The 25,374-nt window shown below is 70.5% G+C and carries 23 protein-coding genes; 11 read left to right on the top strand and 12 right to left on the bottom strand.

The genetic code is table 11. The features are described 5' to 3' along the window. The first annotated feature begins 10 nt into the window (after positions 1-10). On the top strand, positions 11-892 hold the full coding sequence (locus tag ACODT5_RS14605) for an ester cyclase (protein WP_385374097.1): 882 nt from the start codon (positions 11-13) through the stop codon (positions 890-892). A gap of 133 nt (positions 893-1,025) precedes the next feature. Here the strand turns inward: ACODT5_RS14605 and ACODT5_RS14610 are convergent, their stop codons facing one another. From ACODT5_RS14610 to ACODT5_RS14640, 7 genes are all read right to left on the bottom strand, one after another. Further along, entirely contained in the window at positions 1,026-1,934 is a 909-nt protein-coding gene (locus ACODT5_RS14610; protein WP_422519704.1) for a glycosyltransferase, read from the bottom strand. 16 nt (positions 1,935-1,950) lie between these two features. Continuing rightward, the gene (locus ACODT5_RS14615; RefSeq protein WP_422519705.1) at positions 1,951-2,769 is read right to left on the bottom strand and encodes an AfsR/SARP family transcriptional regulator; all 819 of its coding nucleotides are present in this window, start codon (positions 2,767-2,769) and stop codon (positions 1,951-1,953) included. Between the two features lie 222 nt (positions 2,770-2,991). Continuing rightward, complete coding sequence (locus ACODT5_RS14620) at positions 2,992-3,615, bottom strand: dTDP-4-dehydrorhamnose 3,5-epimerase family protein (RefSeq protein WP_422519706.1); 624 nt, start codon at positions 3,613-3,615, stop codon at positions 2,992-2,994. Between the two features lie 243 nt (positions 3,616-3,858). Continuing rightward, the gene (locus ACODT5_RS14625) at positions 3,859-4,845 is read right to left on the bottom strand and encodes an aldo/keto reductase (protein WP_422519707.1); all 987 of its coding nucleotides are present in this window, start codon (positions 4,843-4,845) and stop codon (positions 3,859-3,861) included. 46 nt (positions 4,846-4,891) lie between these two features. Then, the gene (locus ACODT5_RS14630; protein WP_422519708.1) at positions 4,892-5,887 is read right to left on the bottom strand and encodes an NAD-dependent epimerase/dehydratase family protein; all 996 of its coding nucleotides are present in this window, start codon (positions 5,885-5,887) and stop codon (positions 4,892-4,894) included. A gap of 61 nt (positions 5,888-5,948) precedes the next feature. Further along, positions 5,949-7,337, bottom strand: a complete 1,389-nt coding sequence (locus ACODT5_RS14635; protein ID WP_422519709.1) for an NDP-hexose 2,3-dehydratase family protein — start codon at positions 7,335-7,337, stop codon at positions 5,949-5,951. 4 nt (positions 7,338-7,341) lie between these two features. Continuing rightward, on the bottom strand, positions 7,342-7,482 hold the full coding sequence (locus ACODT5_RS14640) for a hypothetical protein (protein WP_422519710.1): 141 nt from the start codon (positions 7,480-7,482) through the stop codon (positions 7,342-7,344). 308 nt (positions 7,483-7,790) lie between these two features. Between ACODT5_RS14640 and ACODT5_RS14645 the strand changes: the two genes are divergently transcribed. Continuing rightward, the gene (locus tag ACODT5_RS14645; protein WP_422519711.1) at positions 7,791-8,210 is read left to right on the top strand and encodes an ester cyclase; all 420 of its coding nucleotides are present in this window, start codon (positions 7,791-7,793) and stop codon (positions 8,208-8,210) included. 210 nt (positions 8,211-8,420) lie between these two features. Here the strand turns inward: ACODT5_RS14645 and ACODT5_RS14650 are convergent, their stop codons facing one another. Further along, positions 8,421-9,590, bottom strand: coding sequence for a glycosyltransferase (locus ACODT5_RS14650; RefSeq protein WP_422519804.1), 1,170 nt, complete (start codon positions 9,588-9,590; stop codon positions 8,421-8,423). Positions 9,591-9,714: 124 nt separating this feature from the next. Then, positions 9,715-11,211 (bottom strand): DHA2 family efflux MFS transporter permease subunit, encoded by a 1,497-nt coding sequence (locus ACODT5_RS14655; protein ID WP_422519712.1) that lies wholly within the window; start codon positions 11,209-11,211, stop codon positions 9,715-9,717. A 346-nt stretch (positions 11,212-11,557) separates the two neighbouring features. On the opposite strand from ACODT5_RS14655, the gene rfbA reads away from it, so the two are divergent. From rfbA to ACODT5_RS14680, 5 genes are all read left to right on the top strand, one after another. Beyond that, the gene (gene rfbA / locus ACODT5_RS14660; protein WP_422519713.1) at positions 11,558-12,454 is read left to right on the top strand and encodes a glucose-1-phosphate thymidylyltransferase RfbA; all 897 of its coding nucleotides are present in this window, start codon (positions 11,558-11,560) and stop codon (positions 12,452-12,454) included. A 65-nt stretch (positions 12,455-12,519) separates the two neighbouring features. Further along, positions 12,520-13,521: a dTDP-glucose 4,6-dehydratase gene (gene rfbB / locus ACODT5_RS14665; RefSeq protein WP_422519714.1), complete on the top strand. Its 1,002-nt coding sequence runs from the start codon at positions 12,520-12,522 to the stop codon at positions 13,519-13,521. A 368-nt stretch (positions 13,522-13,889) separates the two neighbouring features. Continuing rightward, entirely contained in the window at positions 13,890-16,184 is a 2,295-nt protein-coding gene (locus tag ACODT5_RS14670) for a TOMM precursor leader peptide-binding protein (protein WP_422519715.1), read from the top strand. A 297-nt stretch (positions 16,185-16,481) separates the two neighbouring features. Then, entirely contained in the window at positions 16,482-17,735 is a 1,254-nt protein-coding gene (locus ACODT5_RS14675) for a sensor histidine kinase (RefSeq protein WP_422519716.1), read from the top strand. Positions 17,736-17,841: 106 nt separating this feature from the next. Next, entirely contained in the window at positions 17,842-18,450 is a 609-nt protein-coding gene (locus ACODT5_RS14680; protein WP_422519717.1) for a response regulator transcription factor, read from the top strand. Positions 18,451-18,468: 18 nt separating this feature from the next. Here ACODT5_RS14680 and ACODT5_RS14685 read toward each other — a convergent pair whose 3' ends face one another. From ACODT5_RS14685 to ACODT5_RS14695, 3 genes are all read right to left on the bottom strand, one after another. After that, a complete protein-coding gene (locus ACODT5_RS14685) occupies positions 18,469-19,056 on the bottom strand; it encodes a hypothetical protein (RefSeq protein ID WP_422519718.1) in 588 nt (195 codons plus the stop codon). 402 nt (positions 19,057-19,458) lie between these two features. Then, positions 19,459-20,454, bottom strand: a complete 996-nt coding sequence (locus tag ACODT5_RS14690; RefSeq protein ID WP_422519719.1) for an alpha/beta hydrolase family protein — start codon at positions 20,452-20,454, stop codon at positions 19,459-19,461. Positions 20,455-20,535: 81 nt separating this feature from the next. Next, positions 20,536-21,006 (bottom strand): nuclear transport factor 2 family protein, encoded by a 471-nt coding sequence (locus ACODT5_RS14695; protein WP_422519720.1) that lies wholly within the window; start codon positions 21,004-21,006, stop codon positions 20,536-20,538. A 302-nt stretch (positions 21,007-21,308) separates the two neighbouring features. On the opposite strand from ACODT5_RS14695, the gene ACODT5_RS14700 reads away from it, so the two are divergent. The 4 genes from ACODT5_RS14700 to ACODT5_RS14715 are packed head-to-tail and all read left to right on the top strand — an operon-like array spanning position 21,309 to position 25,352. Continuing rightward, positions 21,309-22,910 carry an AMP-binding protein gene (locus ACODT5_RS14700; RefSeq protein ID WP_422519721.1) on the top strand — a complete coding sequence of 534 codons (1,602 nt, stop codon included), beginning with the start codon at positions 21,309-21,311 and terminating at the stop codon, positions 22,908-22,910. A 9-nt stretch (positions 22,911-22,919) separates the two neighbouring features. Next, positions 22,920-24,473 carry a phenylalanine aminomutase (D-beta-phenylalanine forming) gene (locus ACODT5_RS14705; RefSeq protein WP_422519722.1) on the top strand — a complete coding sequence of 518 codons (1,554 nt, stop codon included), beginning with the start codon at positions 22,920-22,922 and terminating at the stop codon, positions 24,471-24,473. 8 nt (positions 24,474-24,481) lie between these two features. Beyond that, on the top strand, positions 24,482-24,889 hold the full coding sequence (locus ACODT5_RS14710; protein ID WP_422519723.1) for a 3-hydroxyacyl-ACP dehydratase FabZ family protein: 408 nt from the start codon (positions 24,482-24,484) through the stop codon (positions 24,887-24,889). Beyond that, positions 24,882-25,352, top strand: coding sequence for a 3-hydroxyacyl-ACP dehydratase FabZ family protein (locus ACODT5_RS14715; RefSeq protein ID WP_422519724.1), 471 nt, complete (start codon positions 24,882-24,884; stop codon positions 25,350-25,352). The genes ACODT5_RS14710 and ACODT5_RS14715 overlap by 8 nt, the downstream gene beginning before the upstream one ends. Positions 25,353-25,374 lie beyond the last annotated feature (22 nt).

Here is a 25,374-nt window from a genome sequence, read left to right on the forward strand (position 1 = left end):
GACTGCTGTTGTGACCACTGCGGCCACCACCAACCTGGCGCAAGCACTGGGTGAAAGCGCCGAGGAACGAAACCAGGCGACCATCCGGCGCGTCTTCACCGAGTTCGTCAACCAGGGCGACGCTTCGATCGTGGACCAGCACTACCGGCCGGACATCGTCGACCACGCGGGCCTGCCCGGCGCGCCCGAGGGCGCCGAGGGCGTGAAGTACACCATCGCCGCGCTGCGCGAGGCGTTCCCCGACTTCAACGTCACCATCGAGGACATCAGCGCCCACGACGACATGGTCGTCATCCACAACACCTGGCGCGGCACCCACCTGGGCGAGCTGCTCGGCATCGCGCCCACCGGCCGTTCGTTCCTGTCCGTCGGCATCGTCATCTGGCGGTTCGACGAGGAGGGCAGGATCGCCGAGCGCTGGGAGCACAACGTGGCGTCCAACATGTTCGCCGCGCTCGGCCTGCGGATGCTGGCGCCGCGCAAGGGCCGCCGGCGCTCCGCGGAGGGTGCCCGGTCCGTGACCCGGACCGTACCGCTCAAGTCCGGCAAGCCGCTGGCCTGGGAGAAGCTCACCGTCGAGCTGCAGGGGCCGCGCCGGCTCGAGTACGAGGCCTCCCGGCGCAGGCTGGGCATCACCAGCGAGGTGCTGCGCGTCGACCCGCGGCCCGACCGGGACCACGTGATCGTGCACTTCGAGACCGCGGACCCGGAGCGGACCCGCAAGCGCTGGGCGGAGTCGACGCACCCCTTCGACCAGTGGCTGCGCGAGCAGATCCTCGACATCCACGGCGTGGACCCCTGGGCCGGCCCCGCCACCTCCAACGAGGAGGCCGGTCTCGCCTGGACGGCCCCGCCGCAGCTCACCCGGGACCGGCCCGACGGATCCCGCTGACCTGCGCACGTTTCTCCGATCCGAGTTCCAGCCGCCCTCCAGATCAGGTCGGCAGACTGGGATCGTTCCCCGACGACGGGCCCACGCCGTACATCCCCCGGCGGCGCGGGCCCGTCGATTGTTTTGTCGGCCGTCAGCTCAGCAGCGCCTCGACAGCCGGGACGAGGTCGGCGGGCTTCGGCATGCGGGCGATGCTCTGGCCCAGATTCGCGGCCGCGGGAAGCACCCGCCCGCCGTTGACCAGCTCGGCGATGTGGAAGCGCAGCCGCAGCATGCTGGAGGCGCCCTCCAGGTCGTCGTCGGTCAGACAGACGCCGATGCCCGCCTGTTCCAGGCGCTTGCCCGCCCGCCACTCGTCCTCCCCGGTCGGCAGCACGAGCTGGGAGACCCCGTACCGGGCGGCCGCGTACACGATCCCTTCGTCCCCGCCGTGCACGACGACGACGCTGCCCCGCAGCACCGCGCTCCAGGGATGGTCGTCGCCGTTCAGTACGACGATCTGCAGGCCGAGGCTTTCGACGCCCTCGGCTATCCGGCGGAAGAGCTGTGCACGGCGCAGGTCCTCGGGCCGGCTGCCGGTCGGCATACCGGTGATGCAGACGCGCGGAAGCAGCGACAGCTCGGTGAGCCAGGGTGCCGGCTGGGGCGGCAACTCGTAGGCGTCACAGCGCACTTGCCAGGCTTCGGGCTCCGGCCGGTCCCGCAGCAGCGGGGGGCAGGGGTCGATCCAGACGGTCGGCCGCGGCGACAGCGGCGCGTGGGCGAACGGAAGATAGGCGAGGGTGGGCACCCCGGACTCGGCCGCCATGGCCGTCGAGTCCGGGCACAGCGGATCGTGGACCACCAGGTCGGGCCGCCAGGCCCTGCTGAACTGCTGGGGGGTGGCCAGTACCGGAACCAGACCGGCCCGGACCACACGGTGGCGGGTCCGGGCCGGTCCGGCGAAACGAATCTCGTGGCCGGCCGCCTGCAGTTCCTTCGCCAGCAACACCAGGCGCAGTGCCGCCGGCATGCCGAGGCCCGCCGAGAAGAGCACACGCACAGTTCCTCCCTGGCCGTTACCTGGCGAAGCGGTCGAGCATCCGCCCGCTCCCGGCCCCGATGTCGGCGTCCAGCGCCGGGTCGCTTCCGAGTACGGCCCGCTGGAGGTGCTGCAGACGCTGCGAGGGCTCGATGCCCAGCTCCTCCACGAGACGGGTCCGCAGGTTCTGGAAGACATCGAGCGCCGCGGAAGGCCGCCCCGCCCGGTAGAAGGCCACCATGGACTGGGCGTGCAGCCCCTCGTGCAGCGGGTTGCGGGCGGCGAGCGCGGTGAGCTCGGTGAGCAGCTCGCCGTGCCGGCCGAGCCTGAGCTCGACGTCGATGCGCCGCTCCAGCACCCCGAGGCGGCTCTCCTCCAGCCGCATCGCCTCGATCTCGAGCAGCGGGCCGGTCCGTACGTCGACCAGGGCAGGGCCCCGCCACAGGGCGAGGGCCTCCCGGAACAGCTCCGCGGCCTGGGCGTGCTCACCGCGGTCGAAGGCGCGCTGTCCGAGGGAGGACAACCGGTCGTGCTCGTGGGCGTCGATGCTGCCCGGCTCGGTGTGCAGGAGGTATCCCCCGTGCCGGGTCAGCAGCAGTTCCTTGGAGCCACCGGGTTCTCCGTCCAGCGCCTTCTCCATGCAGCGCCGGAGCTGGAGGATGTAGGTCTGCAGCGTGGTGAGCGCGCTGCGGGGCGGGGAATCGCCCCAGATCTCCTCCATCAGCGCGGAAACCGGCAGCACCTGGTTCGCGTAGATGGCGAGCAGTGCCAGGATCTGTCGCGGCTTCGCCGCGGTGGGCAGGATCGGAACGCCCTTCAGCTCGGCTTCCAAAGACCCCAGAACAGAGATTCGCATGCGGCCCCCTTATGTCTCTGTCATCGGACCTTGAATCTCCCATGAGGCCGCCTCGCACAGACAGTGCGTCACTACCGCTTGGCCGGGTGTGTTTGTCCTGCTCAGGGGTGTGACCGATTCACGGGGCGGGGCCGCGGCGGACATGACTGAGGCCCCGCGCGCCGTGAGGCACGCGGGGCCTGTGGTCCGGCCGGACGGGGGGAAAGCCGGACCCGCAGTGGTTCAGTCGCCGGTGAGCACCGGGCGGTCGTACAGCGCGAGGCAGTCCTCGTACACCGGCAGGATCCCTTTCGCCAGTGCCTCCGCCGCGGTGGGCGCGGCCAGGTCCCGGTCGGACATCACCGGCGCCCCGGTGAGCCCCCACGGCAGGGCCAGAGCGGGGTCGAGGGCGCTGACGGTGTAGCCGGAGTCGGGCGACTCCGGCAGGGAGCTGTGACAGGCGATCACCGTGTCGTCCTCGATCGCGAGCCAGGCGTGGCCGAGACCTTCGGAGACGAACACCCCGCACAGGTCGCGGTGGTTCAGCCAGACCATCTCGTGCCGGCCGTAGTCCGGGGACCCGACGCGCAGGTCCACCACGACGTGGACGGCGGATCCCCGCACGCAGTCGAAGAGCCTGGGCCGGCCACCCTCGCCGGCCGTGCCGTGGATGCCGCGCAGGACCATGCGCCGCGCGGTCGACAGCTCGCTGTAGCGGATCGCGAAGGGCCTTCCGACCGCGGTCTCGACCTCGTCCTGGCGGAACGTCTCGTAGCGGACCACGACCTCGTCGCCAACGGCCCGGGGCGAAAGCAGGAACGCGCCCGGCAGGGCCAGTTCGCTGACTTCCAGGCTGCGGAGTTCCATGCTCACGAAGGTAGCCGCCGCCGCTCAAGAGCAGCTTGAGCAGCGCCGATGGCCGAGGACCGCACCCTGTGCGCTCGGTCAGAGGATCGCGGCCGGCGGTCGAGCCGCACTGGAGCCCGGCCGCACCGTGCGCCGGAGCCGTGCCACGCCCTGGCGTCCCGTACGCGCGCCGCACGCACGCCGCACGCACCACCGCCCCGCCGAGCATGGGCTCGACGGGGGCGGCGGGATGGGGCGGATAGGTCAGGTCAGCCAGCAGTCGGGGGCGGGGCCGCCTTGGCCGACCGGCGGGAAGAGCACGTCGAGCTCGGCCAGCAGGGACTCCGGCAGCGTGCAGTCCAGAGCCTCCAGCGCGCCCTCGATGTGCTGCTCCGTGCGAGGCCCGATCACCACACCCGTCACACCGGGGCGGGACAGCACCCAGGCCATGCCGACCACCGCCGGCTCCAGGCCGTACTGGGCACAGAGCTTCTCGTAGGCCCCAATGGTGTCGCGCTGCGCGTCCAGGGCCTCCAGAGCGCGGCCCTGCGCGGACTTGACGGCGGAGTTGGTCTCCAGCTTGCGGAGCACACCGCCGAGCAGGCCGCCGTGCAGCGGTGACCAGACGAAGAGACCGAGTCCGTACGCCTGGGCGGCGGGAATGACCTCGAGCTCCGTGTACCGGCTGACCAGGCTGTAGGCGCACTGCTCCGTGACCAGGCCCAGGCTGTTCCTGCGCTGCGCGGCCGCCTGCGCGGACGCGATGTCCCAGCCGGCGAAGTTGGACGAGCCGACGTAGCGCACCTTGCCCTGCGCGACCAGGAGGTCCATGGCCTGCCAGACCTCGTCCCAGCCCACGGACCGGTCGAGGTGGTGCATCTGGTAGATGTCGATCCAGTCCGTGCCCAGCCGCTTGAGCGATGCCTCGCAGGCCGCGACGATGTTGCGGGCGGACAGGCCGTGGTCGTTCGGGCCCTCGCCCATCGGGTCGCCCACCTTGGTGGTCAGGACGACCTGGTCGCGGCGCGCGGGGCTCTTGCCGAGCCAGCGGCCGATGACCTCCTCGGTGTGGCCCTTGTGGACGCGCCAGCCGTAGATGTTGGCGGTGTCGACCAGATTGATGCCCCGGTCCAGGGCATGGTCCATGAGGCGGTGCGCCTCCGGCTCCTCCACCCGGCCGCCGAAGTTGACGGTGCCGAGGGCCAGCCTGCTGACCCGCAGACCGGTACGGCCCAGCTGTGTGTAGATCACGCGACCTTCTCTTCCTTCAGGGATGAACGCTTACGCGGTCACGGGCTCAGGAGACCTCCGACTCCCGGCCGCTGGAGCAGAACTCCGTCGTCAGGCGCAGGCCCTCCTCGAGGGACACCTGCGGCTTCCATCCGGTGGCGGCCCGGAACGCGGAGGAGTCGACGGTCACGCTCCGGAAGTCGCTGACCTCGGCGTACTCCGGCGGCTCCACGGAGACCAGCGGCACCGGGTCCTTGCCCGTCTGCTCGGCGACCAGCGCGCAGACCCTGCTGAACACGTCCCCGAGCGGTGCTCCTTGGCCCGTGCCGATCAGCCAGCGCTTTCCTCCGAGCTCGTCCATGTGGGGAATGGCGGCCCAGAAGGCGCGGGCGACGTCATCGACGTGGAGCAGGTCCCGGCGGACCGATCCGTCGTGCCACATGGTCAGGGGCTCGCCGGCCACCGCGCGCCGCGTCATCGTGGAGACGATGCCCTTGTCCTTGGCCGTGGACCCGGCGCTGTAGCCGTACAGCGTGGTGAGGCGCAGGCAGGCGCCGCGCACCGTTCCCGCCGCGTCGGCCGCGAGCAGCAGTCGCTCCGCCTCGAGCTTGAGGCGCTCGTAATATCCCGTGGGCCGGTCGGGTTCGGTGCCGTCCAGGACTTCCTTGTCCGAGGAGCCGGCCGCCGTGATCGAGCCCGTGAACAGGACGGTCGCGGGCGCCTGGGAAGCGGGCCGGTCGCCGAGCGCCTTCAGCAGGTCCTGCATCAGGCCCACGTGGACGCGTTCGGCGCCCGCGTCGCCGTCCGCGATGCGCCACGTGGACGCCCCGGCGAGGTACGCCAGCGAATGGATGACGACATCGGCGCCGGCGACGGCGGCGGCCATCTGGCCGGGCTCGGTCAGGTCCGCGGGGAACACCTCGATCTCGGCGAGGGCGTTCTCCGGTACGGACACCTTCCTGCGGGAGACGGCCCGTATCCGGACCGGGTGCTGGGCCAGCTCGCGGAACACGGCGGATCCGACGAAGCCCGTGGCGCCCAGCACCACGATGAGCGGGTTCACGCCCGTACCTCCATGAGGGTTCGTGTGGTCCATGAACCACGGTTCGCGGCCCCGCCGGTCGTCAGAGAAGGCATGCGGCCAGGCTCCGGGCCTCGACGTTGACGTGGTAGCCCATCTGGGTCAGGCGGTTGAGCAGGCCGAGGGTGATCCACCGGTAGTTGTCCGGCACCTCGATCTTGTGGTCCTCGGGGATTTCGACGACCAGGTGGCGCGTGTCCGCCTTGGAGAAGCGGCCGCCGTCCTCCGACTGGATGGCGTCCAGCCGGGTCCAGGATTCGGGTGCGTCGAGGTACTCCGTCAGCGGCGGGAAGTCCTCGGGGCCGCGGTGGTAGCCCGGGGAGAACTGGATGGTGGGTCCGAGTTCGAGCCGGTCCGTCAGGCCGGGCTGGACGGTGGCCTGGAGCAGGAACCGCAGTACCCCGTTCTGCCGCTGGCAGACCAGGGCCACGGCGTTTCCGGGGCGGGGCTCGAGCATGGGCTGCCACCACGTGCCGACCTCACGGCTCGTCGCCCGGACCGACATGCCGATGATGTCGAAGATGCGGCCGTCGCGGTGACGGATGCTCTCGTCGTCGCAGATCCACTCGTCCATGTCCCGCAGGCTGGTCCGCCTGACGTCCAGGTTGAACCTGGCCTTCTGGTCGAAGAGCCACGTCAGGGCGCCGGCGAGGTCGGTCTCCGAGCACGGCGTCCGGTGCGACTTCAGGAGCTCGGCGTGGAATCCGTCGGTCTGCTCGGCGTAGGACGGCCCGCCGTCGTCGGCAGCGCCGTAGGCGATTCCGGAGAGCACGGTACGGGCGTTCATGTTGACGCGGTTGCCCAGCATGAGCTGGTGGCGCAGCTGGCCCAGGGTGAGCCAGGTGAAGTCGTTCTCGACGGGGACGTCCTGGTCCTCGGGCACCTCGACGATCATGTTCCGGTTCCGCTTGTTCAGGTACCAGAAGCCGTGCTCGGAGAGGAGCTGGTCGAACAGGACGCGTGGCCGCGTGCCCTCCAGGAAGTACTCCAGGTACGGGGTGGCCCTGCCTCCGTGGACGCGCCGGTAGTTGCTCTGAGTCGCCTGAACGGTCGCCGCGTACTGGACGAAGGCGGTGTTCCCCGGCTCCATCTTCGCCTGCATGAGGAAATGGAGCACGCCGTCGAACCGCTTGACGATGATCCCCAGGATGCCGATCTCGGGCTGGACGATGATCGGCTGGGACCACTGCGGGACGGGGCCGAAGTCCGTCCGTACGGAGAGCCCTTCGACCGTGAAGAACTTGCCGTCCTCGCGGTTGAGCCGGTCACCGTGGTGCCAGTTCGGGAGGGAGGCCAGCGGCACCTGTTCGACCTCGTACGAGGCGGACTCCTCGCGTTCCTTGAGGAAGGCGCCTGCGTCGGGGGTCAGCGGGGATATCGACTCCAGCGCCGATGCCAGGAAGGCGTCGGCGGCGTTCACCTCGGGCTGCATCCTGCTACTTCCTTTCAACTTTACGGGCCATGACGGGCGAGCCGGCTTCGCGAGGGCAGGAGAGCTGTCGGGCGAAGGTGGCCATGTCGAAGCGGAGCGTCTTCTCGATCAGCACGTCGTCGTCGAAGTGGAAGGGGATCGCCACGGGCGCGTCGACGGTCTTGCCGCAGTGGGGGGATGCCGCGCCAGTCCGCCTCCTGCTCGGCGCGGAACTGCGCCTCCACGATCGCCGCGGTCGGCGTGTGGTGGCCGTGGAGTGTCCTTGAGACTGGCTCGTTCGATTCGGAACGTAACGCTAGGACGCCCCCCTCGCCCCTCCCTCGCGCTCCGCTGGAGCGCCCTGGTGCTCGTCGCGAACGCGCGCCCGGGCGCGTGCTCGAGGGGGATTCGACCGCGGGTGGCGATGCTTCGACTTCATCGTTCTTCTCCCACCCCGCCTAGAGAGAGGCCGGCATGTCGAGGAATCACCACGCTCTCGTGCAGAGCTTCGTGGACATGATCAACAGCCATGACGTCAGCACGATGGAGGAGCACACGGCTCCCGGTCACATCGACCACAACCCCGGGGTGGCCGACGGCATCGAGGCCAACCGGGGCTTCTGGACGCAGGTGTTCAGCGCCTTCCCCGACCTGAAGGCCGTGCTGCACGACGTCATCGCGGAAGGCGACCGGGTTGCTGCCCGCGTGGAGTACACCGCGACCCACCTGGGCACGTTCCTCGGCATACCGGCGAGCGGGCGTCCGGTGAACTTCCAGTCCATCGACATCTGGCGGGTGGCGGACGGGCTCCTCGCCGAGCACTGGGACCAGCTGAACATGGACGACCTCTTCCGCCAGCTGGGGGCCGACCCGGCGGCGCTCGCGCAGCACTGAACGAGGCGGGCCGTCCGCCGTGCCCTGCGGCGGTCGCGGAGACCCGCGACCGCCTCACGGCCGTGCTCGAAGAACGCATCCCACATCACCCCCCACGCATCGTGCCCCGCGCTCGTCTTTGAGCGCGGGGCACGATGCGTGGGGGGGTCCGTGAACGGGCGGACCGAGGCCGCCCGGCGGCGCGTGGCCGCCGGGGACCTGCGGGGTGGGTCAGCCGACGAACTCGGCGAACCTCGCGACCGTGTCGGCCGGCCCGGGCAGGGCCGCGATCTCCTGGGCGACCCGGTCGGCCGCCTCCTGGTAGGCGCCGTCGGTCAGCAGGATGCGCACCTCGGCCTCCACCGCCTCGGCGGACACTTCCTCGCCGAGCAGCATGCGGCCCGCTCCGGTCGCCTTCACCGCGGGCGCGTTGCCGAGGCCGTCGTTCTCCTTCGGCAGGATCAGCTGCGGCAGCCCCGCGGCCAGCGAGGCCAGCGTGGTGCCGTGGCCGCCGTGGTGGACGATGACGGTGGCGTACTTCAGCGCCTCGGGCTGCGGCACCCAGGGGAGCGCGACGACCCGGTCCGGCAGCTCGCCCAGCTCGGCCGGGTCCACCAGGGAGCTCGTCGCGACGAGGATCCGCACGTTCAGCGGCAGCAGGCCGTCGATCGCGGTGCGCAGCAGCTCCGCGGAGGTGACCACGGTGCCGAAGCTCAGGTAGACCAGGGGGCCCTCCCCCTCGGTGACGCTCGCGGGCAGCTCGCCCGGCTCGCTGGAGGAGGCGGGCCGCTGCGGGATCACCTGGACACCGGGGGCCAGGAAGCCCTCGTTCTGCACGGCGGGCGGGCAGATCTCGATGTACGGGTTGCCCAGGCTCAGACCGCGGCCGATCTTGTCGACCACGCCCAGGTCGGTCGCCGTGGCGAACAGCTCCTGCGGGATCAGCGGGTCCGAGGAGACCTGGCCGATGCCGTGGCAGACGGCGGGTATGCCCGCCGCCGCGGCCGCGAAGCCGGCGCCCGGGTTGAAGGACTCGTAGACGACCAGGTCCGGCCGGAGGTCGGCGAGGACAGGGGTGAGGTCCGCGAACACGCTGCGCGGCAGGACCGAGCCGAACGCCTTCACGGCCAGGGCCGCCAGCACCTCGGGCGGGATGTCACTGGCCTGCGCGGCACCGCCGTTGGCCTCCAGGAACGCCTGGCCGCCGATCGCCTCGATGAACGCCTCGGGGACGGTGAGCCCGCTGGCGACCGGCCGCAGCTCCGCCTTCTCGAGGGTCGTGTGGAACTGCTCGCTGGTGGCGAACCAGACCTCGTGCCCGGCTGCTTGCGCCGCCTGCGCGAGCGGAACCAGGGGGAGTACGTGTCCGTAGTTTCCGAGGCTTGCGAAGAGGACCTTCATGTCTCGCACGGCCTTTCTGCCAGTGGCGTGAGGAGAGGTGGCGTGGGAAGAGGTGAGGTGATGCCGAATTCCCGCGGCCCGACGCGATGTCGTCGTGTCGGGCCGCGGGTCGGCGTACGAGGTGTCAGCGGGTGGCCGAGGCGGCCGGTTCGGCGCTGTGCGGCTGTGCACTGTCGGACTCGGCACCGTCCGATTCGACGCTGTGCTGCTCAGCCGCGCCGGCGGGCCGGACGGCGAAGAGCATCACGACCGCGGCGACCGCCATGGCCACCGCTCCGACCCACAGGGCGGGGACGAAGCCGTCGATGAAGTTCTGGCCCGACGCGTAGCCGCCGTTGTGGGTGAAGACGCTGGTGAGGACGGTGACGCCGAGCGCCGCGCCCAGCTCGCGCATGGCCGAGGTCGAGCCGGAGGCGATGCCCTGCTCGGAGACGTTGACGGAGCTCATCGTCAGGTTGATGAGCGGGGCGAAGAAGCAGGCCACACCCACGCCGCCCAGAAGGTAGCCGGGCAGCTGCTCGACGTAGGTCGAGTCGGGGCTCATCACCAGGGCCCAGTAGGCGAACCCGGCGGCGAGCATCGCGAGTCCGAAGACCGCGACGGGACGTCCGCCGATCTTGTCCGACAGGATGCCCGCGACGGGCGCGATGAGGAGCGGCATCGCCGTCCACGGCAGCATCCGCACGCCGGCCTCGGTCGGCGACATGTGCTGGATGTTCTGCATGAACTGCGTGATGAGGAAGACCACGCCGTACATGGCGAAGGCCTGCAGCAGGCCGCCCGCGTTGACGGCGCTGAAGGCGCGGTTGCGGAACATGCCCATGGGCAGCATCGGCGCGCTGCTGCGCCGCTCCCACTGGACGAACGCGAAGACCAGCAGGACGCCGGCCGCCATGGGGCCCAGGACCATCGGGGCGCCCCAGCCTTCGTGGCCGTTGGCGCGGATCAGGCCGTAGACGATGCCGAGCATGCCGAGGCTGACCAGGGCCGTGCCCACCATGTCCAGGCTCTTGTTCACACCACGGCTCTCGTCCAGACCGCGCCAGGCGGCCGGGATGAGCAGCAGGCCCACCGGCACGTTGATCCAGAAGATCCACTGCCAGGACAGGTTCTCCGTGATGAGTCCGCCGACCAGCGGGCCACCCGCGATGGCCAGTCCGCCGACCGCGCTGTAGATGCCGAGGGCGGCACCGCGCTTCGCGGCGGGCACGGCGGTGGTGAGCAGGGTGAGGGAGAGCGGCATGATGACCGCGGCGCCGGCGCCCTGGACCACGCGGGCGGCGATCAGCTCCTCGATGCCGGGGGCCAGCGCGGCCGCGGCCGAGGCGGCCGTGAACACCAGCAGACCGGCCATGAACACCTTGCGGCGACCGAACCGGTCACCGAGGGCGGCACCGAACATCATCAGGACGGCGAACGACAGCGTGTAGGCGTTCACCGTCCATTCCAGGTCCTCCAGGCTGCCACCGAGCTCGTCCCTGATGGTGGGCAGCGCAACGAGGACTACCAGGTTGTCGAGCCCCGCCATGAAGGTGGCGAGGGCTGTGATCAGCGTGGCCAGGCCCGGGGACCTCCCCGCACCGGCCGCACCGCCGCCGGCGGCGACCTTGTCAGTACTCATTCAGGGCTTTCCTTCCGATTCCACCATGGGGGGACGACGGCTTCCGTCGCGCGGTCGGGTAACGAGGCGCCGACCCGTTGCTGACGACGCCCAGGGCGTCACAGGGAGGCTAGGGAGCCGCGCTCGAGCGCCGGTCGAGTCCCGGCAGCGGCCCGGGGCCGCGCCGGTCTCCAGTTCTTCTCCGCCCGCACTCGATCGGACCGCAACACCATCGGGCGGCGGGACTCGGGCAGGCCGTGGGCCCCCGCACCACCGCAGACGTCCTCCGCGTCCCGGCGCCGAAGACGCCTTGGCGGCGCTGTGGTCGAAGGCCCGCACCCCACCCACGACGAAAAGGAAAGCTCAGATGAAGGGCATCATCCTCGCCGGCGGCAGCGGCACCCGGCTTCGCCCGCTGACGGCCGCGCTGTCCAAACAGATCCTGCCGGTCTACGACAAGCCGATGATCTACTACCCGCTCTCCGTGCTGATGCTGGCCGGCATCCAGGACATCCTGGTGATCTCGTCCAGGGACCACTCGGACAGCTTCCGCGCCCTCCTCGGGGACGGTTCCCGGCTCGGCCTGAACATCGAGTACGCCGAGCAGGACCAGCCGCGCGGCATCGCCGAAGCCCTGGTCATCGGCGCCGACTTCATCGGGGACGACCAGGTCGCCCTGGTGCTCGGCGACAACATCTTCCACGGGCCGCGGTTCTCGGTGCTGCTCGACGACGCGCTGCGCCGGCTCGACGGCGCCGCGCTGTTCGGCTACCGGGTGAGCGATCCGCACCGCTACGGGATCGGGGAGGTCGACGCCGCCGGCCGGCTGCTGTCGCTGGAGGAGAAGCCGGCCAACCCGCGCTCCGACATCGCGGTGACCGGGCTGTACCTCTACGACAGCGACGTGGTCGGGATCGCCAAGAACCTCTCCCCGTCGGCGCGGGGCGAGCTGGAGATCACCGACGTCAACCTCGCCTACCTGGCGCAGGGCCGGGCCCGCCTCACCGAGCTCGGCCGCGGCTTCGCCTGGCTGGACATGGGCACCCACGACTCGTTGCTGCAGGCGGCGCAGTACGTCCAGCTGGTCGAGCAGCGGCAGGGCGTGTACATCGCCTGCGTCGAGGAGGTGGCGCTCAACCGCGGCTTCATCACCGCCGACCAGTGCCGGCGCCTCGGCGAGGAAATGGTGGGTACGGCCTACGGCGACTACGTCATCGATGTCGCCGCACGCCACCGCCCGATGCCGATCGTCCGCGTAGCCTGAGAAGGAGAACGTCCCATGCTTCCGATCCGACCTGCCACCCCCGCCGACGCCCAGGTGAGCGCGTCATGACCACCCGTGTGCTGGTGACCGGCGGGGCCGGATTCATCGGCTCTCACTACGTCCGTACGGTGCTCGGCCCCGACGGTCCCGGTGACGTCTCGATCACCGTCCTGGACAAGCTGACGTACGCGGGCAATCCCGCCAACCTCGACGAGGTGAGGGCGCACCCGCAGTTCTCCTTCGTGCAGGGCGACATCTGCGACCCCGAGCTGGTCGACAAGCTGATGGCCGAGCACGCCCAGGTGGTCCACTTCGCCGCGGAGTCGCACGTCGACCGGTCGATCGACGGGGGCGCCGAGTTCGTGCGCACGAACGTGGTCGGCACGCACACGCTCGTCGACGCCGCCCACCGGGCCGGCGTCGAGGTCTTCGTGCACGTCTCCACCGACGAGGTGTACGGCTCGATCGACGAGGGATCCTGGCCCGAGACCCACCCGCTGAGCCCCAACTCGCCGTACTCCTCGGCGAAGGCGTCCAGCGACCTCATCGCGCTGTCGTACCACCGCACCCACGGCCTGGACGTCCGGGTCACCCGCTGCTCGAACAACTACGGGCACCACCACTTCCCTGAAAAGCTCATCCCGCTCTTCGTGACCAACCTCCTGGGCGGCGAGAAGGTCCCGCTGTACGGCGACGGAGACAACGTCCGCGACTGGCTGCATATCGATGACCATGTGCAGGGCATCGAACTGGTCCGCACCCAGGGCCGCGCGGGTGAGATCTACAACATCGGGGGCGGCACCGAGCTCTCCAACAAGGAGCTCACCGGCCTGCTGCTCGCGGCGTGCGGCGCGACCTGGGACGACAGCGTCGAATACGTCCAGGACCGCAAGGGGCACGACCGGCGCTATTCGGTCGACTGCACGAAGATCCGCGAGGAATTGGGGTACAAGCCTCGTAAGAGCTTCGAGGAGGGGCTGGCCGAAACTGTCCAGTGGTACCGCGACAACCGCAGTTGGTGGGAGCCTCTCAAGGCGGCGGCCGACGGAGGTGGTGCTTCCGATTGAGTGAGAACTTCACCCGGCACCGGTGAAGGCGACACTGTCCGTGGCAATCCTCATTCGCGAAGAATTCCGGCCATTGGAGCACAACGCCGACCACATCAGTGAGGACCTTCTCCGATGAGCCACGCCAGTGCCACCGTCTCTCTCTCGGCGCGCATCTCCGAGGCAGCTCCTGCACGTCCGCTCCTCATTGTCCAGCTCCCTGACCACTCCTTCGGATCACCCGCTCTGTTCAGCCTCTGTGCGACTCCGGTGCCCGCGGCACCGACCGTCGCGTTCTTCAGCCTGTGTGCAGGACCGCCCCCCGCGAGCTTCGTCCCCACCGCGGCCCCCGTGGCCGTCGACGGCGATGCAGTCGCGGGGGCCTGGATATGACCTCTGAGTCCTCCGTCCCCCGGAAGTCCGCACCGGCCGCCCTGCGGGACAGCTCGACTCTTGTGGGCTTCAGGCACCACCTGCGCCCGGCGACCGTCCCCAACGAGGCGACGTACCTGGTCTCCCGCCAGGGCGTGACCACCCTGCACGGTCTCCTCGCCGACGTGCTGGTCCCGCTGCTCGACGGCACCCGGTCGCTCGCCCAGATCCTGCACGCCGCCGCGCCGGCCCTCACCGCCGAGGAGGCCGAGGACGGTCTGCGCCTGCTCAGCGAAGCCGGGCTCCTGCGCTTCGACAACCCCGCCCGGTCGGCGAGGGACACCGACCCGGTCGCCGAGGCGTACTGGGACCTGGCCGGCCTGGACGGCGCCCGGGCCGCGGCGGGGCTGACCTGCTCCCGGCTCCGGGTCCTGCCGCTCGGCGGCGTCGACCCCGGACCGGTGCTCGCGGCGAGCGTGGAGTCCGGCCTCAGCGTGACCGACTCGGACACGGACCTCACGCTGGTCCTGTGCGACGACTACCTCTCCCCCGAGCTCGAGCGGGTCGACGCGGAACACCGGGCGGCGGGCAGACCGTGGCTGCTCACCCGGCTGTGCGGCTACGAACCGTGGATCGGCCCGTTCTTCCGGCCGGACGAGGGACCCTGCTGGTCCTGCCTGGCCTACCGGCTGGAGCAGCACCGCGGGTACGACGGACCGCTCCAGGAGGCCTTAGGCCTGGACCGCCCCCTCTTAAGACCGATCGCCTCGCTCTCCGCGGGGCGCGTCATGGCCGCTCAGAGCGCGGTCCTGGAGGCCGCCAAGTGGCTGGCCGGGCTGCGCTACGCCGACCAGGGCTCCGTGCGCACGGTCGACACCCTCAACCTGCGCACCCGCGTCCACGCCGTGTCCCGGATCCCCCAGTGCCCCTCCTGCGGCGAACCCGGCCTGATGGGCCGGCGCGTGCTCGCGCCGATCGTCCCGGTCTCGCGCACCAAGGCGGGGCACGGCGGCGGCGACCACCGGGCGCTCAGCCCGGACCAGTTGCTCAAGCGGCACGCGCACCTGGTGAGCCCGATCACCGGAATCATTCCGCACCTCGAGCCCTCCCCCGGCGCCCCGGACTTCGCGACCACGTACGTGTCGGGGTACAACCTGGCGATGCGGGACCGCGGTCCGGCCGGACTGCGTGCGCAGAGCGGCGGCAAGGGCCTGACCGACACGGAGGCCCGTACCAGCGCGTTGTGCGAGGCGGTGGAGCGCTACTGCGGCACCCGGCACGGCGACGAGCCGACCGTGGTGGACACCCTGCGCGCCCTCGGCGACCAGGGCCTGCACCCCAACGCCTGCCAGCTGTACGCGGACCAGCAGTTCCGCGACCGGGACCGCTGGAACCGCTCGGGCTCGCCCTTCCACCACGTGCCCAAGCCCTTCGACGAGAACCGGCCGGTGGAGTGGACGCCCGTGTGGTCCCTGACCGAGCAGCGCCAGCGGCTGCTGCCGACCTCGATGCTCTACTTCTCCTCCACCCCCGCTGAGTCGGGTCCGTACGCCGACTCCAACGGCAACGCGGCCGGCAGCAGCCTGGAGGACGCCCTGCTGCAGGGCTTCATGGAACTGGTGGAACGGGACGCCGTCGCGCTGTGGTGGTACAACCGCACCCGGCAGCCCGCGATAGACCTGGACTCCTTCCACGAGCCCTACATAGGGCGGATCCGCGAGGGACACCAGAAGCTGGGCCGGGAGCTGTGGGCCCTCGACCTCACCTCGGACCTCGGCATCCCCGCGATCGTGGCACTGTCCCGGCGTACGAACGGCCCGAGCGAGGACATCGTCTTCGGCTTCGGCGCTCACTTCGACCCGGCCGTCGCGCTGCGACGCGCGCTCACCGAGACGGGTCAGCTGCTGCCGGCCGTGAACAGGGACCGCCCCGGCGGCGGATACGGCATCACGGACCCTCTCCCGGTGCGCTGGTGGCGGCAGGCGACGGTGGCCAACCAGCCCTACCTGACACCGGACCCGGACGTCCGGCCCCGGACGCCCGGCCACTGGAACTACGTGGTGCGCAACGACCTGCTCGACGACGTCACGGCCATCACCGACCTCCTCGCCGCCAAGGGCCTGGAACTGCTCGCCCTCGACCAGACCCGGCCGGACATCGGTCTGCCGGTGGTCAAGGTGATCGTGCCCGGGCTCCGGCACTTCTGGACCCGGTACGGGCCGGGCAGGCTGTTCGACGTGCCCGTCACCCTCGGACGCCTGGCCGCGCCCACCCCGTACGAGGAGCTCAACCCGATCCCGCTGTTCGTGTGACGCGACCGCGTGCGGCGGTCGACCGCTTCCCGGCAGGCGCCGGGGAGGACAGTTCCAGCCAGGAGGCCTTCCCCCACAGCTTCCCCGGCCTCCCCGCCTGCAACGTGACGACGGCCCCCGCAGGGGGCGTCCGGTGGATCGACCGCCCCCTCCCGGCCTGCATCGACGCCATCGGCGACGGCGATGGCGCGGCTACACATCCGGTCCCGGGGATGACCACCGGACATCGGCCAACCTGCCTAGAATGACTGCCGGTTGTTCGAATCGTCATCAACGAAGAAAACCGGGAGACGAGAGATGGACGGCACCGGTCCGGACAGATCCCCCTCGCAAGTCAACCAGTCGCAGGACTACGGCAGCGTGGCCACCAGGACCGCCCGGGGCGTTCTGCTGGCCGCGCTGGGCTGCTATCTGGGCATCACCTTCCTCAACATCCTTTCCCTGTCCCTCGGCGCCTACGACCTGACCCGCGCCGTGATCTGCCTGGTGCTGGTCTTCCTGCTGCAGCTCTCGCATTCGGCACCCGGTGCCTCCACTGCCCGGATGCGCACCAAGGTCCTCACCCTGGGCGCCCAGGGCGTCCTGTCCTATCTGCCGCTGCTCTGGTTCGGGGTGTACTGGGGTGCCATGGCCGGCTTCTTCGCCGGCTCGCTCCTGCTCCTCCTGCGTCCCGCGGCGGGCTGGACGCTGTACGGGCTGACGGCGTTCAGCATGGTCATCACCGGGGTCCTGTACGACCGGAGCGTCGTCGACATCGTGTACCTGGCCCAGACGACCTCGCTCACGGGTCTGGTCGTCTACGGCCTGAGCCGCCTGACCAGCCTGGTCGACCAGTTGCACAAGGCCCGCGCCGATCTGGCCCGGCTGGCCGTCAGCAACGAGCAGTTACGGTTCTCCAGGGATCTGCACGACCTGCTCGGGTACAGCCTGTCCGCCGTGACCCTGAAGAGCGAGCTGATACGCCGTCTCATCCCGACCAATCCGCACCGGGCCTGCGACGAGGTCGACGAGGTGCTCGGCATCTCCCGACAGGCCCTGGCCGATGTGCGCCGGGTCGCGAGCGGGTACCGGGAGATGTCGCTCGGTTCCGAGCTCACCTCCGCGGAATCGGTACTGGCCGCCGCCGACGTCGAGGTCACCGTCGACACCGAGGACGCCATCGAGGGCCTGGGGCCGATGACGTCCACCGTGCTGGCCACGGTGCTGCGCGAGGGCGTCACCAATCTGCTGCGGCACTCCAAGGCCTCGCGCTGCTGGATCTCCGCCCGCATCGAGGGCGACGTCGTCCGCCTCGCCATCGTCAACGACGGCCTGGTCCTCGGCTCCCACCTCCGCGCGCCGCACAGCGGCAACGGCCTGGGCAACCTCGAACGACGGCTGGAGGACATCGGTGGCCTGCTGATCGCACAACGCCTCCCCGACGCTTCCGACACGGACCTGTTCCGGCTCACGGCCGAGGCACCGGTCCGGGAAGCACGGTCGGACGATCCGCACCAAACCGTGATCATGGGGAAAGAGCAGCCCTACGGCCGGATAGACGACGTAGCGTAAGCAGTCTTGGCGCCGGCCCTCCCGTTGGCGAATCTCCTACGGCGGAGGCGCGGGTGGGCAGGATCCAGCAAGATTCTCGTATGGGAAAGAACGGTGGACGGCGACGATGATCCGGATCCTCCTGGCCGAAGACATGCACATGGTCCGCGGCGCACTGGTGGCTCTGCTCAACCTGGAGGACGACCTGGAGGTGGTCGCCGAGCTCGAGCGTGGCGACCTGATCCTGAGCCAGGCGCGCGAGCACCGGCCGGACGTGGCCATCATCGACATCGACCTGCCCGGTCTCGACGGGATCAGTGCGGCCGAGCTCCTGCACGAGCGCCTGCCCGAGTGCCGGACCCTGATCCTCACCAGCCTCGGCCGCCCCGGCACGCTGCGCCGGGCGATGTCCGCGCACGTCTCGGGTTTCCTCCTCAAGGACGCGCCGCCCAGCGATCTCGCCCAGGCCGTCCGGCGGGTCGTCGCCGGTCAGCGGGTGATCGACCCGCAACTGGCCCTGGCCGCCTGGGGCGGCAGCGAGAGCCCGCTGACGATACGCGAGACCGAGGTGCTGCAGATGGCCGCGCAGGGCTCGGAGCCTCAGGAGATGGCCGCGCAGCTGCACCTTTCGGTGGGCACGGTACGCAACTACCTCACCACGGTCGTGGCCAAGCTGAACGCGCGCAACCGGGTCGACGCCATCCGCATCGCCCGTGATTCGGGCTGGCTGGTGTGACCGGCCTGGTGTGACCGGTCAGCCTACGGGCACCGTCATGCCGGCCCCCGCCAGGTGACCGAGGATCGACAGCGTCAGTTCGGCGGGCAGCGGGGCCACTTCGACCAGCGCTTCCGGTGTCATGGGCCAGGCCAGCAGGGACACCACCCACATCGCCTCGGGACGGTGGATCTCCACCCGGTGTTCCAGGCCGCCGCACTCCAGCAGGAACGCGTTGTCCTGCACCGTGATCGTCACGTTGGGCCGTAGCCCCACCCGGCGCTGCGCGGGCACCCGGGCCATGGCGAAACGGGCGGTCCGGCCCGCCGGCACCACCGACAGCACCGGGCCCTTGAGGTCTTCCAGGGACAGCGTTCTGATCACCAGGTGGGAGATCTCGCGGAGCACCGACAGCACCACCGTGTAGCTGTCCTGCCCGGCGGGCGCTTCGTCCTTGGGCTGCAGCAGGTTCGCGAGCCGGATGGGGCCCAGCTCCATGCGGTGCAGCGCCTCGGCGACGACGGTCGTGGGGGCCTCGATCCGCTCGGTGCCCTGCGGGCCGCTGAGCACCAGCGCCTGGCCCTCCTCGTCCCACCCGACCGCCGTGTCCTCGCGCAGGGACCACAAGTGATGCAAGCGTAGGGGTGGGTCTTCCAGGGGTGGAATCACGAACAGCGCACCTCCTCGGGCTGACAGGAGCCGACCGAACGGCCGGCTCATCCCCCGCGGATTCGTTCGCCCTCCAGTATGAATGTGCGTGCCGGGTATCCAGCAGCGATGGACTCACACCGAATACGTGAGGAAATCATGGGCGTTGGCCGTGCCCACCACGTCCTCAAAGCCGAGCGGTGAATCTGACGATCGCGAATCGGGCGCGCCTCAAGAGCCTCGCCATGACGTCTCCCTTGTCCGTTGAGTGACGGCGACGAGCGAAGTCGCCGGTGCCGCTTCGGGGCCTCGGGGCCAACCGTGCGACACCGCGATGGGCGTGGGACTTGAGCGCGTCTGGAGCGGCGCTGTACCGGCAGGTCAGCGCCCCGGTACGGACGGAGCCATGAAGGGGAGCCGGATCGACGCCGGTGGCCGCCCTAGGTCGTCCTTGTCGCGCGCCCTGGGGGGACGTACGCCGGCCAGGTCGTCCTCGGCGGATTGCAGGCACTCCTCGAAGAAGGCCAGCGCGCGCAGGTGGTAGCTGCGGGCGGCCGTGCCGAGGCTGATGTTGTGGCCCGCGCCGGGCTGGCGCTCGACCCGGACGACGGGTGCCTTGGCCAGCCGGGAGGCCATATCGGCGAGATCCTGCTCCTCGTGCAGCCACCAGGCCTCGTGCTCGGCGAACGTCAGCCGCAGCGGGATGTCGATCCGCGGCGCCAGCTCGTCGAACATGTCCGGCCACAGGGGCACCTCGGCGGCCTCGCGGTCGGGAATGGGGGCGACCAGGGCCTCGGCCGCACGGAACGTACCCGATGGGTAGAGCCCGAGCGGGCCCCAGTTGCGCTCCGTCTCAAGGTGGCGGCGCAGGCGCCGGCGTTCGGCCGGCTCGATGCCGTAGCGGTGACCGATGCCCGAGGCGTCCAGGGCGAGCAGGCCGGGGGTGCGCGCGATGGTGGTGAGGGCGAGTTTGCCGCCGTAGGAGTGGGCCAGCAGGAGGAAGCCCCTGCCGACGGTGTGCCCCTCGGCGAAGGCGTCGAGCGCCCCGGCCAGTACGTCGGACTGTTCCTCGAGGGTCAGGCCGTCGGGCACCTGCTCCGCGGACCGGCCGTAGCCGGGCCGGTCGAGGGCCAGCACCGTGAAGCCGAGCCGGGCGCCCAGTGCGAGCAGGGACAGGTCGGCGTGGGCCTGTCCGTCGAAGTAGCCCGCGCGCATGCCGCCGCCGTGGACGGCGACGACGGTCGCCCGGGGCGGGCGGTCGGCCGGCTCGGCCAGCAGACCCGACAGGGTGAGGCCTGCGACATCGAGGAGGATCGGGCGCACGCCGGCCGAGTGGGTCTGCGACGGTGCCTTCCGGTCCGTCCTGGACACGCTCATGGGTGGGGGTCCTTGTCGGTTCGGCGGTGGAGTGAGCCGGCTGCCGGGGTGCCCGGATCCGTGCGCCCCGGCTCTTCGGACTCAGGCCCCGAGCTGGCGGGCGAAGGTGGCCATGTCGAAGTAGAGGGTCTCGTCGATCAGGACGTCGCCGTCGAAGTGGAAGAAGACGGCGACGGGGGCCTCGACGGTCTTGCCGAGGTTGGGTATGCCGCGCCAGTCCGCCTCCTGCTTGGCGCGCATCTGCGCCTCGAGGATCACCGCGGTCGGCGTGTGGTGCACGTGGAACAGGTCGTGCTCGGGGTTCGGGAAGGCCCGCTGCAGCTCGGCGAAGTAGCCCGTCTTGATGGCCTCTTCACCGATGAACGGGCTCTCCGGGTACGCCATGACCCGGTAGACGCCGCCGCGCGGGAACGTGGCGAGCACGCCGTCGATGTCCCAGGCGCCCTCGGCGATGGTGTGTTCCGCGACGACGGCCTCGCGCTTCTTGCGCAGTTCGGCGTCGGGGGCGGGAAGATCCGCGCCGGGCAGCTTGAACTCGTGCTCGGAGGACATGCGGGCTCCTTCAGACTTTGGCCGGTTCGATGTGGTGGACGCTAGGTCGCCGCCCTCGTCTGCCCCTCGCACCCGGCTGGAGCGCGCACCACCGGTGCGCGGGCGGCGGCCGGCGCGGCGGCTCGATCTGTTCGCGCGGCCGTTCGTACCGGGGCGCCGACCTGCCTTTACACCGCCGCTCAAGACGCGCTCCAGTCCCACGCCCATCGCGGTGTCCCACCCTTGCTCCCAAGGCCCCGAAGCGACACGGCGGCACCGGCGGCTCAGCTCGCCGCCGTTACTCAACTGACCAGGGAGACGTAATGGAACGCCCGCGTCCTTCGGCGGACAACCTCTATGGGCTGCTCATGGGGCCCGCGGCGATCACGCCGGACAAGCCCGCGGTGGTGGAGGCGGACGGGAGCGGAGGTCTCCACGAGACCTCCTACCGCAGCCTCGACCTTCTGACCCAGCAGTACGCGGCCGTTCTGGACGGCCTCGGCCTCGACGTCGGTGACCGCGTGGTGATCGAGGCGGACACCTCGGCGCCGGCGGTGGCCATGCTGCTCGCCTGCTCCTTGCTGGGCCTGCCGTTCGTGACGGTGAGCCCGCAGACTCCGGACACCCGCCTGCTGTCGATCGTGCGGTCGGTCGAGCCCGCGCTCCACGCCCGGGCCGACGGCCTCGCGCGCAGGGAGCTGGTGGAAGCGGAGGGCAGCGCGCACTTCGGTGCGGGCGGCCTGGTGGTGGAGCGCGCGCCGGCCCGGCGCGTGCGCCGCCGGCGCAGCGTGCTGGCCACCGACACCGCGTACATCGTCTTCACCTCCGGCTCGACCGGCCGCCCCAAGGGCGTGGTGATGAGCCACCGGTCGATCGTGACGTTCCTGCGCGCGATGCTGGAGGACGGGCTGGCCGCGGACGACGACCGGGTGGCCACCACCTCGCCGCTGCAGTTCGACTTCGCGCTGTTCGGGATCGGTGTGGCCCTCAGCAGCGGCGCCACGCTGGTTCCGGTCCGCCGGGAGGACCTCGGCTCGCCGCGGCGCATGATCGGCTTCCTGCGCGATGCCGGGGCCACCCAGGTGCACGGGGTTCCGTCGCTGTGGCGGCCGGTCCTGCGCCACGACCCGGACCTGCTCAAGGAGCTGGAGCTGCTGCGCTCGGTGGTCTTCGCGGGAGAGGAGTTCCCGCTCCCCGAACTGCGTCGGCTGCAGGAGACGCTTCCCGCCATCCGTGTCGTCAACGGCTACGGGGCCACGGAGTCGATGGCGGCCTCGTTCACCGACGTTCCCCATCCGCTGCCCGCCGAGCTGGAGCGGCTGTCGATCGGCCACGCGCACGCCGGCGCCGAGATGACCCTCGTGGACCAGCGGGGCGAGGTGGTCACCGAGCCGGGCGGGATCGGGGAGATCTACCTGCGCAGCCCGGCCCTGTTCACCGGCTACTGGAACGACCCCGAGGCCACGGCCTCGGTGCTGGTGCCCGACCCGGTCGAGCCGCGGCACGGGCAGAAGGTGCTCCGCACCGGCGACCTGGCCCGCCTGGGCCCGGAGGGCGACCTCTCCTTCGTGGGCCGGTCCGACTACCAGGTGCAGATCCGCGGGAACCGGGTGGAGCTCGGCGAGATCGAGGGCACTTTGACCCGCCTTCCCGGCGTGACGGCGGCCGCGGCCACCCTGGTCCCGCGGCCGGGGGACGACGTGCTGATGGCCGCCGTCGTCCTGGACGGCGCGGAGGACCTCGACGTCCGTGCGGCACTCGCGTTCTGCGCCCGGGAGCTGCCCGCCTACATGGTGCCCCGCTCGATCCGCACCTTGCCGGAGCTTCCCCTGACCGAGAACGGCAAGGTCGACCGCACTTTGCTCACACAGAAGCTGGCCTCCCCCCAGGGGACGTCGCCTGTACGACACGTTACGAACGCTTAGGAGCCAGAAGTGACTTTCACCTTGTCCATCGGCCAGCGAGTGCGGCTCACCGACGTCGAGTCGACCGCGGTCTCGGCCGAGCCCGTGGCCATCGACGACACGGTTCGCGCGCGCGTTCAGGCTTCGCGCGGCACGCTGGAGAAGTTCGTCGAGGAGAAGCGGGTCATCTACGGCGTCAACACCAGCATGGGCGGTTTCGTCAACTATCTGGTGCCGGTCACGATGGCCCGCCAGCTCCAGGAGAACCTGCTCAACGCCGTGGCGACCAACGTGGGCAACCACCTGGACGACACCACGGTCCGCGCGATCATGACGTCCCGGATCGTGTCGCTGTCCCGCGGCAACTCGGCCATCTCCCTGACGAACCTGGACAAGCTGATCGCGGTACGCAACTCGGGCGTCATACCGTGCGTGCCGGAGAAGGGGTCGCTGGGCACCAGCGGCGACCTCGGGCCGCTGGCCGCGATCGCCCTCGTCTGCATCGGCCAGTGGAAGGCCCGGCTGAACGGTGAGGTCCTCCCGGGTGCCGAGGCACTGCGACGGGTCGGCATCGAGCCGATGGAACTCAGCTTCAAGGAGGGCCTGGCGCTGATCAACGGCACCTCCGGCATGGTGGGTCTGGGCAGCATCAACATCGCGAAGGCCCGGCGCCTGCTGCAGACGTACCTGCTGATCTCGGCACTGTCCGTGGAAGGCCTCGCCGGCAAGACCAAGCCGTTCGACCCGCGGGTCCACGCGCTCAAGCCGCACAAGGGACAGCAGGAGGTCGCCACCTTCCTGTGGGAGACGCTGGCCGAGTCCACTCTGGCGGTCGACGAGCTCAACACCGAGCACCTTCTGTCGGGCGAGATGGGAGACACTGCGAAGGCGGGATCGCAGTCCATCGAGGACGCCTACTCGGTCCGCTGCACACCGCAGATCCTCGGACCGGTCGTGGACAGCCTCGCCTCGCTCTCGAAGGTCGTCGAGGACGAGCTCAACTCGTCCAACGACAACCCCCTGATCGACCCCGACGAGGCCGAGGTGTTCCACAACGGGCACTTCCACGGGCAGTACGTCGCCATGGCGATGGACCACCTGGCGATCGCGCTGACCACGCTGATGAACCTGTCCAACCGCCGCATCGACCGGTTCCTCGACAAGAGCAACAGCGAGGGGCTCCCGGCCTTCCTGTGCAACGAGGACCCGGGCCTGCGCCTGGGGCTGATGGGCGGCCAGTTCATGACCGCCTCGCTGACCGCGGAGACCCGGGCGAAGTGCATGCCCATGTCCATCCAGTCGCTGACCTCGACCGGGGACTTCCAGGACATCGTGTCCTTCGGCTTCGTCGCGGCCCGGCGCGCCGCGGAGGTCCTGGAGAACGTCGCCTACGTGGTCGCCTTCGAGCTGCTCTGCGCCGCCCAGGCCGTCGACATCCGGGGCACGGAGGGCCTGTCGCCCGCGACCCGGAAGCTGTACGAGGCCACGCGCGAGGTGGTCCCGTACCTCGACCACGACGTGACGATCACCGAGTACGTGGAAGAGCTCGCCAAGCGACTCCTCTCCGAGCCGGGCCTGGGCTGAGGAGCGCCGTGCCTGCCTCGTCGCGAACAGCGAAGGTGTTCGACGCGCTGCACAGCCCGCCGCTGATCGAGCAGAGTCCCCGGGGCACCCGGGTCACGGTGCGGGTGCCCGTGGAGCGGGCCACCGCGCAGATGGTCGGCCACTATCCGGGGTTCCCCATCATGCCGGGGGTCCTCCTGATCGACTGTGTGCGCCAGGCGGCCGGTTCCGCTCTGGGCGCGGAGCTGCGGGTGCGCAGCATCGACCGCGCCCGCTTCGCCCGGCCGCTGTTTCCGGGCGACGAACTGGAACTGTCCCTGCTGGTGAGTGCCGGGACGGACAGCCGGGTCGCGGTGCGGGCCCGAGGCACGCGCGCGGACGGCCAGATGGCGGCGGAGCTGTCCGTCACGCTCGAACCGGTGGTGGCCGATGCTTGACCACAGCCAGGTGCGCGCGCGGCTGCGCCAGCGCCCTCCCATGCTTCTGCTCGACACGGTGCGGGAGTTCACGCCGCCCGACTCGCTCGTGGCCACCAAGGTGATCACCGGTGGGGAGGACTGCTACCGGGACATGGAGGAGGGTGCCGGCATCGACGGCTTCGCCTATCCGTCGGTGCTCCTGCTCGAATCCTTCGGGCAGGCCGTCTCCCTCCTGTGGTCGCTCGCCGAGCTCGGCCCGCCGGACGAGGTCCCGCTGATGGTCAACATCCGCGACCTGGTCTACGCCGCGCCGGCAGTGCCCGGCGACGTCCTGGAACACCACGTACGGCTCGGCCACCATTCCGGCGGGGTCGGCGAGTTCACCGGTGAGACACGGGCGGCCGGCCGAACGGTCCTGACCGTCGGCTCGATGCTCGTCGTCTCGCGCCCCTCCGCAAGCCTGCTCCCCACCGCTCCGTAAGCGCATCAAGACAAGGACGGCA

Origin of the sequence: Streptomyces tatrensis, assembly GCF_049310065.1 — a bacterium.
Taxonomy (GTDB): Bacteria; Actinomycetota; Actinomycetes; order Streptomycetales; family Streptomycetaceae; genus Streptomyces.

Excerpts from the sequence above, each read along its gene's own strand:
- ACODT5_RS14620 (WP_422519706.1), bottom strand. The coding sequence starts at position 3,615 with ATGGAACTCCGCAGCCTGGAAGTCAGCGAACTGGCCCTGCCGGGCGCG.
- ACODT5_RS14700 (WP_422519721.1), top strand. The coding sequence starts at position 21,309 with ATGGAACGCCCGCGTCCTTCGGCGGACAACCTCTATGGGCTGCTCATG.
- ACODT5_RS14670 (WP_422519715.1), top strand. The coding sequence starts at position 13,890 with ATGACCTCTGAGTCCTCCGTCCCCCGGAAGTCCGCACCGGCCGCCCTG.
- rfbA (WP_422519713.1), top strand. The coding sequence starts at position 11,558 with ATGAAGGGCATCATCCTCGCCGGCGGCAGCGGCACCCGGCTTCGCCCG.
- rfbB (WP_422519714.1), top strand. The coding sequence starts at position 12,520 with ATGACCACCCGTGTGCTGGTGACCGGCGGGGCCGGATTCATCGGCTCT.
- ACODT5_RS14695 (WP_422519720.1), bottom strand. The coding sequence starts at position 21,006 with ATGTCCTCCGAGCACGAGTTCAAGCTGCCCGGCGCGGATCTTCCCGCC.
- ACODT5_RS14675 (WP_422519716.1), top strand. The coding sequence starts at position 16,482 with ATGGACGGCACCGGTCCGGACAGATCCCCCTCGCAAGTCAACCAGTCG.
- ACODT5_RS14650 (WP_422519804.1), bottom strand. The coding sequence starts at position 9,590 with ATGAAGGTCCTCTTCGCAAGCCTCGGAAACTACGGACACGTACTCCCC.
- ACODT5_RS14715 (WP_422519724.1), top strand. The coding sequence starts at position 24,882 with ATGCTTGACCACAGCCAGGTGCGCGCGCGGCTGCGCCAGCGCCCTCCC.
- ACODT5_RS14690 (WP_422519719.1), bottom strand. The coding sequence starts at position 20,454 with ATGAGCGTGTCCAGGACGGACCGGAAGGCACCGTCGCAGACCCACTCG.
- ACODT5_RS14655 (WP_422519712.1), bottom strand. The coding sequence starts at position 11,211 with ATGAGTACTGACAAGGTCGCCGCCGGCGGCGGTGCGGCCGGTGCGGGG.
- ACODT5_RS14615 (WP_422519705.1), bottom strand. The coding sequence starts at position 2,769 with ATGCGAATCTCTGTTCTGGGGTCTTTGGAAGCCGAGCTGAAGGGCGTT.
- ACODT5_RS14635 (WP_422519709.1), bottom strand. The coding sequence starts at position 7,337 with ATGCAGCCCGAGGTGAACGCCGCCGACGCCTTCCTGGCATCGGCGCTG.
- ACODT5_RS14645 (WP_422519711.1), top strand. The coding sequence starts at position 7,791 with ATGTCGAGGAATCACCACGCTCTCGTGCAGAGCTTCGTGGACATGATC.
- ACODT5_RS14680 (WP_422519717.1), top strand. The coding sequence starts at position 17,842 with ATGATCCGGATCCTCCTGGCCGAAGACATGCACATGGTCCGCGGCGCA.